This is a genomic window from Paenibacillus sp. UNC496MF, assembly GCF_900113915.1.
GTDB lineage: Bacteria > Bacillota > Bacilli > Paenibacillales > Paenibacillaceae > Paenibacillus_Z > Paenibacillus_Z artemisiicola.
In genome coordinates, this window is record NZ_FORE01000017.1 from 129,901 (window position 1) to 143,579 (window position 13,679).

At 65.8% G+C, this 13,679-nt stretch carries 11 protein-coding genes; 1 reads left to right on the plus strand and 10 read right to left on the minus strand.

Translation table 11 applies throughout. The annotated features are described in order from the left end of the window. Positions 1-15: 15 nt before the first annotated feature. The 5 genes from BMZ79_RS27810 to BMZ79_RS27830 form a co-directional block, all read right to left on the minus strand. Complete coding sequence (locus BMZ79_RS27810) at positions 16-1,968, minus strand: glycoside hydrolase family 127 protein (protein ID WP_218154814.1); 1,953 nt, start codon at positions 1,966-1,968, stop codon at positions 16-18. 67 nt (positions 1,969-2,035) lie between these two features. Then, positions 2,036-2,821, minus strand: a complete 786-nt coding sequence (locus tag BMZ79_RS27815; RefSeq protein WP_090646856.1) for an HAD family hydrolase — start codon at positions 2,819-2,821, stop codon at positions 2,036-2,038. 64 nt (positions 2,822-2,885) lie between these two features. Next, positions 2,886-3,926 carry a Gfo/Idh/MocA family protein gene (locus BMZ79_RS27820; protein ID WP_090646859.1) on the minus strand — a complete coding sequence of 347 codons (1,041 nt, stop codon included), beginning with the start codon at positions 3,924-3,926 and terminating at the stop codon, positions 2,886-2,888. After that, positions 3,923-4,960: a zinc-dependent alcohol dehydrogenase family protein gene (locus tag BMZ79_RS27825; protein WP_090646860.1), complete on the minus strand. Its 1,038-nt coding sequence runs from the start codon at positions 4,958-4,960 to the stop codon at positions 3,923-3,925. Before BMZ79_RS27825 ends, BMZ79_RS27820 begins: the two co-directional genes overlap by 4 nt. A 440-nt stretch (positions 4,961-5,400) precedes the next feature. Further along, positions 5,401-6,411, minus strand: a complete 1,011-nt coding sequence (locus BMZ79_RS27830) for a LacI family DNA-binding transcriptional regulator (protein ID WP_090646861.1) — start codon at positions 6,409-6,411, stop codon at positions 5,401-5,403. 306 nt (positions 6,412-6,717) lie between these two features. On the opposite strand from BMZ79_RS27830, the gene BMZ79_RS27835 reads away from it, so the two are divergent. Then, entirely contained in the window at positions 6,718-7,965 is a 1,248-nt protein-coding gene (locus tag BMZ79_RS27835; RefSeq protein WP_143089138.1) for a hypothetical protein, read from the plus strand. A 201-nt stretch (positions 7,966-8,166) separates the two neighbouring features. Here the strand turns inward: BMZ79_RS27835 and BMZ79_RS27840 are convergent, their stop codons facing one another. The 5 genes from BMZ79_RS27840 to BMZ79_RS27860 all read right to left on the minus strand — a co-directional run bounded on the left by BMZ79_RS27840 (position 8,167) and on the right by BMZ79_RS27860 (position 13,556). After that, positions 8,167-8,955, minus strand: coding sequence for an enoyl-CoA hydratase-related protein (locus BMZ79_RS27840; RefSeq protein ID WP_090646866.1), 789 nt, complete (start codon positions 8,953-8,955; stop codon positions 8,167-8,169). Between the two features lie 16 nt (positions 8,956-8,971). Then, positions 8,972-10,516, minus strand: a complete 1,545-nt coding sequence (locus BMZ79_RS27845) for an acyl-CoA carboxylase subunit beta (RefSeq protein ID WP_090646869.1) — start codon at positions 10,514-10,516, stop codon at positions 8,972-8,974. Positions 10,517-10,533: 17 nt separating this feature from the next. Continuing rightward, positions 10,534-11,679, minus strand: a complete 1,146-nt coding sequence (locus BMZ79_RS27850; RefSeq protein ID WP_090646871.1) for an acyl-CoA dehydrogenase family protein — start codon at positions 11,677-11,679, stop codon at positions 10,534-10,536. Positions 11,680-11,820: 141 nt separating this feature from the next. Then, positions 11,821-12,189, minus strand: coding sequence for an AtuA-related protein (locus BMZ79_RS27855; RefSeq protein ID WP_090646875.1), 369 nt, complete (start codon positions 12,187-12,189; stop codon positions 11,821-11,823). After that, positions 12,186-13,556, minus strand: coding sequence for an acyclic terpene utilization AtuA family protein (locus tag BMZ79_RS27860; protein ID WP_090646878.1), 1,371 nt, complete (start codon positions 13,554-13,556; stop codon positions 12,186-12,188). Before BMZ79_RS27860 ends, BMZ79_RS27855 begins: the two co-directional genes overlap by 4 nt. Positions 13,557-13,679 lie beyond the last annotated feature (123 nt).

Here is a 13,679-nt window from a genome sequence, read left to right on the forward strand (position 1 = left end):
GCGCTTCCATCGCGGTCAATCGCGCGCGATTTTCCGGTACAGCTTGTTCTCCCAGCCCGCCTCGTCGGCCGGATGGCCGTGCCCGAGCCAGACGTCCATCGTGCCGCGGGAACGGTTATTCCAGTACGGATACGGAATGGCCGTCAGCGGGCGGCCGTTCTCGTCCGCCGTCCGGACGAGGACGGCGCCGCCCAAGAACGCGGGATCATGCTCCGTTTCGAAGACGGGGACGTCCGGCAGCCAGCGGTTCAGGCGCGTGTCCTTGTCCAACGCTTCGCGCGCGTAGCGCACCGTTTCGCCCTGGTACCTTTCGTTGTCCGTCGACTCCAGGCAGTACAGCATCGGTCCCCGGCGGATGGCCGCGCGGTTCGCGTGCGTCGTCACCTTCGGGTGCGCCTCGATCAAGTCCACGGACAGCTCGAGGTCGAAGCGGACGACGTCGTCCGCGCCCCACGTCCGATCGAGGACGGCATAGCCGTTCGCCAGCTCATGGGCGGCCGCCTGGCCGTTGACGGTAAGCGCGTACCGCCCGCACCATTCGGGAATCCGGATGCGCACGGCAAAGCGCGCCTCCCGTTCCGGCATGACCGCGATGCCGACGGATCCCGTCCACGGGTAGCCGGTCTGCTGCTTCAGCCGGACCGGCACGTCCCCGATCGCGAATTCGCCCTCGCTCGCGACGAACAGATTGACGTACGCGCCCTTGCCGTCGTACGCGTAGATGTACGAAGCGATTTCCGGCAGCAGCTTCAGGATCATCGGCGGGCAGCACGGGCATGGATGCCACTCCCACCGGTTGTGCCCGCCGTCGCTGACGAGCGGATTCTCGTAGAAATATTTGTGCCCGTCCAAGGACCGCCCGGCCAGCACGATATTGTAGAGAATCGTCTCCAGCTTGTCGATGTAACGGCTCTCCCCCGTCGCGAGGAACAGGTTCCAGCTGAAGAAGCCCATGCCGGCGGCCGCGCACGTCTCCAGGTAGCCGTTGTCGGGCAGCTCGTACGCGCCGCCGAATTTCTCGTCGTGATGAATCGCGCCGACGCCGCCGGTAATATGCGACTTGCGATAGGCGATGTCGTCCCACAGCGTCTTGGCCGTCCCGAGATACGCCGCTTCGCCTGTCGACAGGTACAGTGCGGTGAGCCCCGCATACAGCAGCGTCGCGCGCACCGCGTGCCCGACCGCTTCGTCCTGCTCCAACACCGGCTTGTGGTCCTGGGCATATTCGCCGTCGTGGGAGACCCTGCCTTCATGGTTGCCCCGGTTATGAATCCAGAACGAAGCCAGCGCCAAGTAATCGGCCGCCTCGAACGGCAGCTTCAGCTTCGCCGCGAGCCCGGGCTCGTCGAGCGCCAACTGGTGCAGCTTCAGCACCGCTTCCTCCGGCAGCGAATGCGCCGGCACGATATTGCGCTTCGGCGGAGGTCCCATCAGGCCGCTCATGTGGTTGGCGAACTTCACGGCGACGGCGAGCAGCGACGTCTTGCCCGTCGCGCGGTAATGATGGACGCCGGCTTCGATCAGGCACCCCGCGTTGTACACGTCGTGCTGCCAGCGCAGGTTGCCGCCGTTGTCGGCCCAGCGTTGGTCCGGACGGTCGAGCAGCGTATACGTGTTCAGATAGCCGTCGCCGACGGCGTCCTGCGCGCGGGCGATCTTGGCGATGATCCCGTCGAGGCGCAGGTCGAGCGCTTCGTCCCCCCGCGCGGCGAGCAGATCCGAGATCCCGCGGATCGTCTCGTAGACGAGGCCGTCGAACCACGGCTCGCCGCTGTGGTAGCCGCCGCTCCCTTCGGCCGCGAAATCGAAATTGCGCAGCGCGCCGTCGTGCTCGAACTTGTTCAGCACGTCGTGCGCGGTGACGCGCTGCAGAACCTCCAGCTTCGGAGCCCAGAACGCATCGTCGATGCGGACGGAGGCGACCGGGAGATTCAAGACCGCCTGATGCTTGTATGTCGTCGGGCGCATATGCGCCCGCGTCGTATGGCTGAACAACGGAAACACTCCTTTACAGTCGTTAATCGGCTTGCCGGCGTTACGCGCCGGCAAGCCAGTCCCGCAGCGCGTCGGCGACCGAATCGGCCGCATGCGTCGCGGCGTCCCGCACCGGCTCGGGCGCGTGGGACATCGCCACGCTGCGGGCGCATGCCCGGAACATGGCCAAATCGTTGAACGAGTCGCCGATGCACGCGGCATCCGCCCGGCCGATGCCGAGCCGCGCCATGAGCGCCTCCGCGGCCGTGCCCTTGTCGACGCGGCCGGGCATGACGTCGATCCCGTCCGGGTCGGAAAACGACGCCGTGATCCGGTCGCCGAATCGCGCCCGGAGCTGCTCGAGCAGCTCCCGCAGCGCCGGGACCTTGCCGTAGATGGAGAACTTCGTGATCGGCAGCCCGTCCGCGATCTCCTCCGCAAGCCGCGCGCGTTCGCGCAGCGGGGTCAGGAACCGCTTCCCGACCTGCTCCGCCCGCGGCGTCAAATCCGTCACGTAATTGCCGTCGGCGCCGCAGACGACGGGGACGAATGCCTCCCGGTCCGTGAAGGCCCGGACGGCCGAGGCGAGCTCGGCGTCGTACCGGTTCGAACGCAGCGTCTCGCCGTCCGGGCCGACGAGGTCGGCGCCGTTCTGGCAGATCGCGTAGCAGGGCACTTCGAGCAGCTCCATGACCTGCCGGATCTCCGCGTGCATGCGGCCGGAAGCGAGACCGACGGCGACGCCGCTTCGGTGGGCCTCCCGGATCGCCTCGATATCCTCGGCATGGATTTCCTTCCGGCTGTTCATCAACGTCCCGTCGATGTCCGATAGAAACAGTTTCTTCATCGCGCGTACCGCTCTCCTCTCGCTCGTTCGCGTCCGCTATCCCTCGGCGGCGCAGCAAACCTGCCTATCGCTCGCCGACGGCGACCCTCCGGCCGCTCTCGAACGAACGGACCGCGGCGTCGGCGACGAGCAGCGCCCGGTAGCCGGCCATGGCGCCGACCGGCGGCGCTTCGCCGGCGCGCAGCGCCGCGAGCACCGCGTCGGCGTGCTTGTCGAACGTCCGGTGGAATTCCCGGTCGGCGTCGTTGAAGTAACCGGCTTCCCAGCTTTCGCCGATTTCGCTGCCCGCGGCGTGATACGTGTATTTCTTCACCGTGTCGTGAATGACGGAGCGCCCGCGCGTCCCGTCGATCTCGACGCGGTGCGTGTCCGGGTACGCGTAGGACGAATCGTACGTGCCGATGAGGCTGCCGACCGCCCCGCTCCGGAACCGCAGCGCGAGCGACATCGTGCGGTAGCCGCCGCCCGTCATGTCCGTCATCTCCGCCATGACCGATTCGATCGGGCCGCACAAATATTCCAGCATGTCGATGCCGTGGCACTGCGTCTCGATCAGGTTGGCGTGCGGGTGGCCGGGCCCGCCCTCGCCGCCGAACCGCCAGGAGGCGAAGGTGACGTCGCCCAGCCGCCCGCCCAGGATCGCGGCTTTGGCCAGCTCCGCCGGCTTGGCGTAGCGGTGGTTGAAGTTGATCGCGAAGAAGACGCCCCGCTTGGCGGCTTCGTTCATCAGTTCGTCGGCTTCGCGAAGGTCGAAGACCAGCGGCTTCTCGACGAGCAGCGGGAATCCGGCCCGGATCACCTGCAGCGTCGCGTCGAAGTGCCCTTGGTTCGGCAGGCAAAGACTGACCAGATCCGGCGTTTCCCGTTCGAGCATGTCCGCGATCGACGTATAGGCCCGCGTGCCGAACAGATCGGCCTTCGCCCGCGTCCGCGCCTCGTCCCGCCCGACGATCGCGCAGAAATCCACGTCCGGCCGCGACGACCAGATCCGCGCGTGCTGCATCCCCCAGCTGCCCGCCGACCGGAAGCCCGCGGGCGATCCGATCGCCTCGGCGGATCCGCCGGCGCCGATCAGCGCGACCTTCAGCTTGTTCGCGGCGCTCACTGCTCGATCAGCACCTTTCCGGTGTCGCCTTGGAAGAACAGCTCGTAGGCTTCCTGAATCCGGTCGAGGCCGAACCGGTGCGTGATGATTTGGGACAGGTAGGGCAGGTTCGCGAGAATCAAGCGGTGATTCTCTTCCAGCTCGCCGTATTGGAAATATTCGCTGCCGAGCACGGTGCGTTCGGTTGCGATCAGGTCGCCCGAGACGTTCAGGTTCAGCTCCTGGCCGTGGCCGACGCAGACGAGCACGCCCCGCTGGTTCAGCGCGTGCAGCGCCGTGTGCCGGCCGGCCGTCTTGCCGCTCGTGTCGACCGCGGCGTCGATGCCGCCGAAGCCCGCCGCGCGGATGGCTTCGATCGCCTGCTCCTCGGCCAGGTTGATCGGAATGGCGCCCATGCGCTGCGCCAGCTCGAGGCGGTACGGGACGAAGTCCATGACGAACACCGGCGTTTCGGCGCCGAGCAGCAGCTTCGCCATCGCGAGCACGCCGAGGCCGATCGGGCCGGCGCCGCCGATCAGCACGGATTGAATATCCGGATGCACGAGCTTGGCGCGCTTGATCGCATGGCCGCCCGTGCCCATGATGTCGAGCAGCATCGTCGCTTCGCCGAACGGGATGGACGGATCGAACGGGAAGAACACGTTCTCGTTCACGACCATGTACGGGCCGTAGCCGCCGTCGTGGGAGAAGCCGTAATCCGCCCGCTTGTTCAGGCATTGGTTCGTGAAACCGAGCTTGCAGCTGCGGCATTCCCCGCAGAAATCCATCAGGAACACGACGCCGTGCGTGCCGGGCGCCGTGCTGGCGCCTTCGCCGGCCGCGACGACGATGCCGGCGGCTTCATGGCCGGGCGTCGTCGCGCTGCCGTCGTAAAATTGCCCGCGGTCCGAGCCGCACAGCGCGTTGGCCTTCACCTGCAGGAGCAGCTGGCCCGGGCCCGGAGCCGGAACCGGCTTCTCTCCGTATGCGATTTTCCCTTGCCCGACGAACAGCGGGATCGCCATCGTCCGCGGCGTATTGACTGCTTGACTCATGTTCATCATCCTCCGTTAGCGGCGAATTGCGGGTCCGGGATGTCGCGGCGGAAGAACCGCATTCCCGGCGAGCCGAGTATTGAACGTTAACATTAACGATAATGTAAACGTAACATTCCTCTTTTTCCCTGTCAATAGTTTTTGAGATTCATAGGGTCGCAGGACAGAAACCGCTTTCAAAAGCGCGGGTAAAAGGGACGCGCCCGCGAGAATTCGAAAAGCTGCCGCTCCTCGCCGCTTCGAGCCAATCGCCGCCGGCTTCATGGCGCCGGATTCGGCCGTTTTCGTCCGCTCATGCCGGCCGACGCCTTTAGCGTTCAATCGCGATTTCCCCGGTCGCTCGGCTTCCGACGGACGCCTCGTCCAGCCGATTTCGTTCCCGTCCGCCGGGCGCAAAGCCGCCGGGCGCAAAGCCGCCGTCCCGCAGCCGCCGCGCCGCCTTATTTCGTGCTCTCCCGCAGGATCAGCGTCGTGTCGATGACCTCGCGGAACCGTTCGCGAGAATCGGGATGGTTGATTTTGTGCAGCACGATATCCACGGCCCGCTTGGACATTTTCCCCTTGGAGTTGCTGACCGACGAGAGTTGGAACGGAATGAACAGGCGCGACTGGATGTTGTCGAAGCCGACGACGGCGAAGTCTTCGGGCACGCGGAATCCGTACTTCTGCAGCACGTACGCCGCCTCCCAGGCGATGACGTCGTTGAACGCGAACAGGCCCGTGAAGTCGGCCTTCCGCTCGATCAGCCCTTTGACGATCTGCCGCGTATCGCCCGCGGACGCCCCGACCTCGATGATCAGCTCCCCGGAGACCGGCACGCCGGCTTCGCGATGCGCGCGCCGGTAGCCGTCCAGCCGCTCCCGCGCGCTCGAGATGCGGTCCGGCCCGTTCAGGAACAGCACCCGCTTATGGCCGTTATCGAGCAGATGCTTGGTCGCCAAATAGCCGCCCTTCTCGTCGTCGCAGATGACGTAGTCGAAATCCGGCTCCTCCTCGAACCGCCTTCCGATGAGGACGAACGGCACGCCGTTCTTCTTCAGGATGCGGATCGTCTCGGCGCTGCGCTGGGAAGGGCAGATGATGATGCCGTCGACGTTCTTGCCGATGGCCGTATAGATCGCCCGTTCCTCCATCTCGTGCTCGTCCTCCGTATTGATGACGAAGATGGTGTAGTTGTGCTTCCGGGCGGATTTCTCGATATCCTTGACCATGATGCCGAAATGCGGATTCGCCACGTCGCTGACGATGACCGCGATCGTCTTCGTCAGCCCGGACCGGAGGGAGCCGGCGAGGGCGTTCCCGACATAGCCCATTTCCTTGGCCAGGTCCTTGATCGTCTTCCGGGTGGAGAGCGCGATGTCTTCTTTGTCCTTCAGCGCCCGGGAGATCGTGTTGACCGAAAGCCCCGCTTTCTGCGCAAGATCCCGGAGCGTAACCTTCTTGCCTTCCATGCTCTCTCCCCTTCTGCCGCGAATGCCCGCACGTCGTTTCCAGATTAATCAAAAGCATAGCATCCCGCTATTTTGACGTCAATCGAACGAAACCGGCGGTGACGCGCGAGCGAACCTCCAGACGCAACGCATGATGGCCGGCGGGAATATCCCCCGGGATAAGGCGATCGCGTCGCCGACGCCGTCCGGCTGGGCAATCGTGCCCGTAAGCGAAATGAGTCGATTGGATCAAGAAGTCCGTGTTTCTCTCCTCTTTTCGGAGTTTGAACGTTATGTAGAGATGGCAAAAAGAGGATATTCGGATGATTGTATCATTCTTTCGGGCTTATGATAATAGATTCAAGGCTGTTATACCGGAATGCGGATGAAGAAAACGAAACAGGAAGGGGTAATCCGATGAAGCGTCGATTCATACCGTTCGTTTTGGCATTCATGTTGCCACTGTTAGTCATGCTCCCTTTCAAGACGGCCGCCGATGCAAACGACAAAGCAACCAAATCGCTCCTGAACGCGTTTAACGGAACCATCCTCGATTTTGATGCAAGCCGCATCGCATGGAAAGAAAAAGATAAAGTCCTCTGGTTGTTTAACCGCAAGGACGGCACGCAAGTAAAAGTATTCGATGGCACCGGTTCGACGAATATCATCCGTCAAGCGAAGCTGTCGGCGCAAGGCGTGGTGTACAACCTGAGTACCGATCCCAGAAGCGGCGTATGGCCTAGGGTGAGTCCGGTCTACTATTGGACATCCGGGCAGGCTTCGCGGATCGCAACCGACGAAAATCTGCTCGATATCCGGGGAAACGGGAATTTTGCGCTGCTCAGCCGGCATAACGTGGATCTAACGACGGGACAGACCCGCGAGCTCGGCTATGACAGAGTCGAGTTCTCGGCCGATGGTACCATGCTGTACACGTCTCCGATTGCGCCCGTTAACGCGTTTGCGCTCTTTCGGTCTCTTCCCGACGGTACGGTGACGCAGCTGGCGACGCCCTCCAACAAGGTCGTGTCGTTCGACTCGAATTTCGGCTTTTACGGGCCGTTAACGGACGGAAAAAACATCGTCTACCGGGAACTCGTCGAGAGCAACAATTATGCCAAGCAAGTATGGGCGCTTCGTTTGCGCAGCGCGGATAATACGGTGACGACCTTGTCGGTAAACCCTCGTTTGGCTTATACGGCCAATACTTATTACCGGATCAACAACGGATGGATTGCTTATATCGAATACGATAAAGCAATAAGCCGCCAAGTCGTGAATGTCCGGTCGCCGGAAGGCATCGTTAAACGGGTCTTCGAAAGTCCTTATTGGTGGTCGTGGACGCGCGCTCCCCTCGCCATCGACGAGCTGGGACCCGATGGTACGGTCGCGTTCACGTTCAACGACAAAACGTACCTTTATTACATGAAAGAAGAGAAGACGGTAAGCATTCAAAGAAGCCCGTCGAAGTTCCAATACCGCGAGCACGTCTTCGACGGGCCCGGAGATTCGCCATACCGGGCCGGCGTTTGGTATTTGCAGTCTGCCGATTCGTTGTACGCGGTGCGAATCTAACTGCCGGCGAACCGCGATCCAAGCAAACAAAAAGGCCGGAGCAGATACATGACTCCGGCCTTCGCGCGTTAATCTGCCGGTAATTTCCCTCAAGTCATGAAGCATATAGATCCGGCTGCGCGAAGCTCCGCCGCGCCGCTCTTCCGGGCGCTCGCCGCTCGTCCGCGTGGCGGCCTCCCGCACGCATTTCGCCAAGGCGGCTTACTCGCCCGTAAACCGCGGCGGACGTTTCGCCCGGAAGGCCTCCAGCGCCTCGAGCCGGTCCTTCGTGCCGATCAGCGCCGCGTACGCTTCGTCCTCGATCGCCATCGCCGCCCCCGGATTCGCCTCCAAGCCCCGGTCGATCGCGGCTTTCGCCCGCATCACCGCCAGCGGCGCGCTGGCGAGCAGCTCGGCCGCCAGCTCGAGGCACCGCTCCCGGAGCTCCTTCCCGTCCTCCGCCACTCCGTTCACGATTCCCCACGCCAACGCTTGCTCGGCGGAGATCTTCCGCGCCGTCAGGATGAGCTCCTTCGCCCGCGCCGGTCCGATCAGCCGCGCCAGCCGGTGCGTGCCGCCGGCCCCGGGAATGATGCCGAGGCTCGTCTCGGTCAGCCCCAGCAGGACGTCCCGGACGGCGATGCGAAAATCGCAGCTGAGCGCCAGCTCCAGCCCCCCGCCGAACGCGAGCCCGCCCATGGCGGCGATCGTCGGCTGCGGCAGCCGGGCCAGCGCGCCGAAGACGGACTTGATCCGGGCGACGCCGCGGAGGATCGCCTCCCGCTCCGTCAGCGCGAGCCGCTCCTTCAAGTCCGCGCCGGCGCAGAACGCCCGCCCCGCGCCTTCGACGATGACGACGCGAATCTCGCGCGGACGCCGGCCGGCCGCGCCGACGATCGCGTCCAGCTCCTCCAGCATGGCCGCGTTCAGCGCGTTCAATCGTTCCGGACGGTTCAGGACGATCCGCCCGACATGGCCCTGCTCCTCCCACAGCACCGGTTTCGCCGTCATCGGCCCCGCTCCCCGCTCATACCGGATACACCGGATGCTTCCGGTCCGCGAACGCGACGCGCTTCGACGCGTACGCCGCGAACCGCTTGATCAGTTCCTTGCGCAAGCCGTGCGGCGGGACGATGCCGTCGATCACCATGTCCGACGCCAGCTGGTACAGGTCGATGTCGCGGCCGTATTCCTCGCGCTTGCGTTCGACGAAGGCCGCCCGCTCCGCTTCCGGCAGCTCGGCGATTTTGCCCGCGTATACCGCGTTCACCGCCGCCTCCGGCCCCATCACCGCGATTTGCGCCGACGGCAGCGCGAGGCAGCAGTCGGGCTCGAACGCCGGGCCCGCCATCGCGTACAGCCCCGCGCCGTAGGCTTTGCGGACGATGACGGATATCTTCGGCACCGTCGCCTCCGAGACGGCGGCGATCATTTTCGCGCCGTGGCGGATGATGCCCGCCTGCTCCACCGCCGTGCCGACCATGAACCCGGGCACGTCCGCGAGGAACAGCAGCGGGATCGAGAACGCATCGCACAGGCTGACGAATTTGGCGGCCTTGTCGGCGGAGTCTCGGAACAGGATGCCGCCCTTCGTCCGCGGCTGGTTCGCGACGATGCCGACCGGCTTGCCCCCGAGCCGCGCCAGCCCGGTAACGAGCTCGCGGGCGAACAGCCGCTTGATCTCGAAGAACGAACCCTCGTCGATCAAGCCGTCGAGGAATTCGTACATGTCGAACGGCGTATACTGGTCGCCGGGAATCAGCTCGCCGAGCGATCGTTCGCTGTCGGCCGGCGGCCGCGGTTCGCGCTCCGGCGGCTTCTCCTCGTAATTCGCGGGGAAGTACGCCATGTACGCCCGCGCCAGGGCGATCGCCTCCTCCTCGCTCTTGGCGAGCACGTCGCCGCAGCCGGAGACGGCGCAGTGCATGCGCGCGCCGCCGAGCGCTTCGAGCGTCGCCTTCTCGCCCGTCACCATCTCCACGATGCGCGGGGAGCCGAGGTACATCGACGCGTTGCCCTCCACCATGATGACGACGTCGCAGAACGCCGGAATGTACGCGCCGCCCGCGGCGGACGGCCCGAACAGCAGGCAGACCTGCGGGATTTTGCCCGACAGCTTCGCTTCGTTGTAGAAGATCCGCCCCGCCCCGCGCCGGCCGGGATACATGAGCGCCTGGTCGGTGATGCGCGCGCCGGCCGAATCGACGAGATAGAGCAGGGGCACCCGCAGCTTGTCGGCGGTCTCCTGCATGCGGATGATTTTCTCGACGGTCCGCGCGCCCCACGACCCCGCCTTGACGGTGGAATCGTTGGCGACGACGCAGGCCGTCCGCCCGTGAATCCGGCCGATGGCCGTCACGACGCCGTCCGCGGGCAGACCGTCTTCCGCGCCGCTCGCGAAGAGCGCGTCTTCGAGCTCGACGTCGTCGTCGAACAGCAGGCGCAGCCGGTCCCGGACGAACAGCTTGCCCTGCTCCGCGTTCTTCGCGTGGTATTTTCCGGCGCCGCCCCGCTTGATCGCGGCGGTCTCCTCCCGCAGCCGGCCGAGGCCGTTATCGCGTTCGCGCTCCATCCGCCGCCCTCCTCCCGTCAGTCTTTGCAGCCGAGCTGCGCCGCGATGACCAGCCGCTGGATCTCCGAGGTGCCTTCCCCGATCTCGAGCAGCTTCGCGTCGCGCATGTAGCGTTCGACCTCGAATTCCTTCATGTAGCCGTAGCCGCCGTGGATTTGCACCGCTTGATCGCATGCCTTCATGCACGTCTCCGTGGCGAACAGCTTGGCGATCGCGGCTTCCTTCTTGAAGCTCTTGCCCCGGTCCTTCAGCCAGGCGGCCTTATACACCATGGTGCGGGCCACCTCCGCGTGCATCGCCATGTCCGCGAGCTTGAACTGGATCGCCTGAAACGAAGACAGGACGCGCCCGAACTGCTTGCGCTGCTTGGCGTACCGCAGCGACCGGTCGAGCGCCGCCCGGGCGATGCCGACCGCCATGGCCGCGATTCCGATCCGGCCGCCGTCGAGCACGGCGAGAAACTGCTTGTAGCCGCGGCCTTCCGCGCCGAGCAGGCGGTCCTCCGGCACGGCCACCCGGTCGAGGATCAGCTCGGTCGTGTTCGACGCGTGCAGCCCCATTTTCTCGTAGCCCGCCCGCACGGCGAAGCCGGGCGCGTCCGTCGGGACGATGAACGCGCTGATTCCGCCCGTGCCCTTCGAGCGGTCGGTGACCGCCGTCAGCGCGAGATTGCGCGCGTAGGACGCGTTCGTGATGAAGCACTTCGAGCCGCTGATGCGCCACCCGCCGTCCTCGCGCGCGGCCGTCGTCCGCGTGCCGCCGGCATCCGAGCCGGCGTCGGGCTCGGTCAGCCCGAACGCCCCGAGGTAGTCGCCCGCGCAGAGCGGGGCCAGGAAGCGCTCCTTCTGCGCCTCGGTGCCGAACATCGCGATCGGCGCGCCGCCGAGCGAGACGTGCGCGGAATACGTAATGCCGGTCGAAGCGCAGGCCCGGCTCAGCTCCTCGACCGCGATCGCGAAGCTGACCGTGTCCGCGCCCGCGCCGCCGTAGCGCTCGGGGAACGGCAGCCCCATCATGCCAAGCGCGGCGAGCTTCGCGAAGACGTCCGCCGGAAACGTCCCCGTCCGGTCCCGCTCGATTGCCCCCGGCGCCACCTCGCCGTCCGCGAAATCGCGCATCAACGCTTGGATCATCGCCTGCTCGGCCGTCAATTCGAAATTCATCCGCGTGCCTCCTTCCTTCCGATCGAAGCCCCAAGCCGCGGCCCAAACGCCGGAGAACCCCCGCCGAAGCGCCGGCCGCGCGGCTTTGCGAACGCGGCAGGCCGCTCGAAGAACCGTCCTATCGCGCACGGTCCGCGCGCGTCAGGGCTCGTTGACGGACGGCGCAGGCTCGCCTCCGGGCGACGCGGGCTCGCCGTCGTACTCGATCTCCAACCGCATGAGATTGGACGCGTAGCATTTGCCCAAATTGTCCAAGCGCAGCGTCGCGGAGCCTCCCCCGTCCAGCGCTTCCCGGCAGACGAAATTCATCGCTCTCAGATTCGGGAGCACGTACCGGACGACTTCCCCGCGCACGAGGCCGTCGAAGTGCGCCTTCACGCGCTCCGCGGTCACCTGGGCGGCCAACGCGTCGAACACGTCGTCGTTCGGCGCGAACAGCGCGATGTTGACGCTGTTGCCCTTGTCGCCGGACCGGGCCTGCGCGAGATGGCGCAGCTGGACGCGGGTCATGGCCGCACCTCCTTCACCGTGACGCTGACCTTGCGTTCGACGAGCTCGCGCGGCACGAGACAGGACCACATGCCGAGCAGCTCGCGCGGCTTCAGCATGCCGAGGAAGGCGCCCATGGCCGGCGGGCCGCTCAGCATGAGCGGCGGCACGAGCCGTCCGAGCTTGGCGGCTTCGTCCCGGCTCTTCGTCCGCACGGCCAGCCGGACGTAGACTTCGTTCGGTTCCTCGGCGGGCGGCGCCGCGAGCGGCCCGTGCAGGGAATCGAGGCCGAGGAAGTCCGTGCGGATCTCGTCGGCCCGCAGTCCGCTGCGCTCGATCTGCTTGCGCACGATCCGGTCGGCCGCGCGCGCCTTCGCCGGCGCGTCCGGCCACGAATACCCCCAGATCGCCTGCCCCAGCCAGCCGTCCGCGTAGCCCATGACGACTTTCAGCGTCTCGGGCCGCTTCGCGCCGCGGGCGCCGGTCACCCGGACCCGGTTCGGCCCCGCGTCCTCGAGGGCGACCTCGCTGACGTTCAGCACGACGTCCGGCGTCGCGTACGCGAACGGGTCGTGAATCTCGTACAGCAGCTGCTCCTTCACGGTATCGACGGATACGAGGCCGCCGGTCCCCTCCGGCTTCGTCAGGACGAACGTCCCGTCCTCCGCGATCTCCGCGATGGGGAATCCGATGTCCTCCAGCGCCTCGACGGCCTGCCAATCGCCGCTGAAATTGCCGCCCGACGCCTGGCCCGAGCATTCCAGCAGATGGCCCATCAGCACGCCTTGGGCGAGCCGGTTCCAGTCCTTCGGCCCGACGCCGAACTCGTGGACGTACGGCGCGAGGAACAGCGCCGAGTCGGCCGCGCGTCCCGTGATGACGACGTCCGCCCCCTGCCGAAGCGCCTCGGCGATCGGCTTCGCCCCCAAGTAAGCGTTGGCAAACACGATCCGGTCGCGGACGTCCGCGATGTCCCGGCCGTCCTCGAGATGCTCGAGCAGCGCGCCCTGCTCCCGGTAAGCGTCGAGCTCTTCCAGCACGTCGTCGCCGGTGACGACGGCGAGCTTGAGGCCCTTCAGCCCCAGCTCCTTCGCGACCCGCTCCGCTTCCCGCAGCGCCCCGGCCGGATTCATGCCGCCGGCGTTCGTAATGATCCGGATGCCGTTCGCCCTCGCGACCGGAAGCAGCGCCCGGAGCTGCGCGCCCAGGTCGGCCGCGAACCCTTTGGCCGGATCCCGCTGCCGGTCCTTCTGCAGAATCGCCAGCGTCAGCTCCGCCAGACTGTCCATGCAGAGGTAGTGGATGCCGCCGCGCTTGGCCGTCTCGACGGCCGGCGCGGCCGAATCGCCGTAGAAGCCTTGCCCCGCGCCGATGCGTATCGTTTTCATCCGTTCCTCCTTCCCCCCGCGGCTTTCGCGGGGTGTGCGGAACTGCAACGGCACATGCCGTGTCATAGTACATTGTATGGCGGGGCGATAGGGGGTATTCGAGCGCGTTCGCGCAGGCCGTCC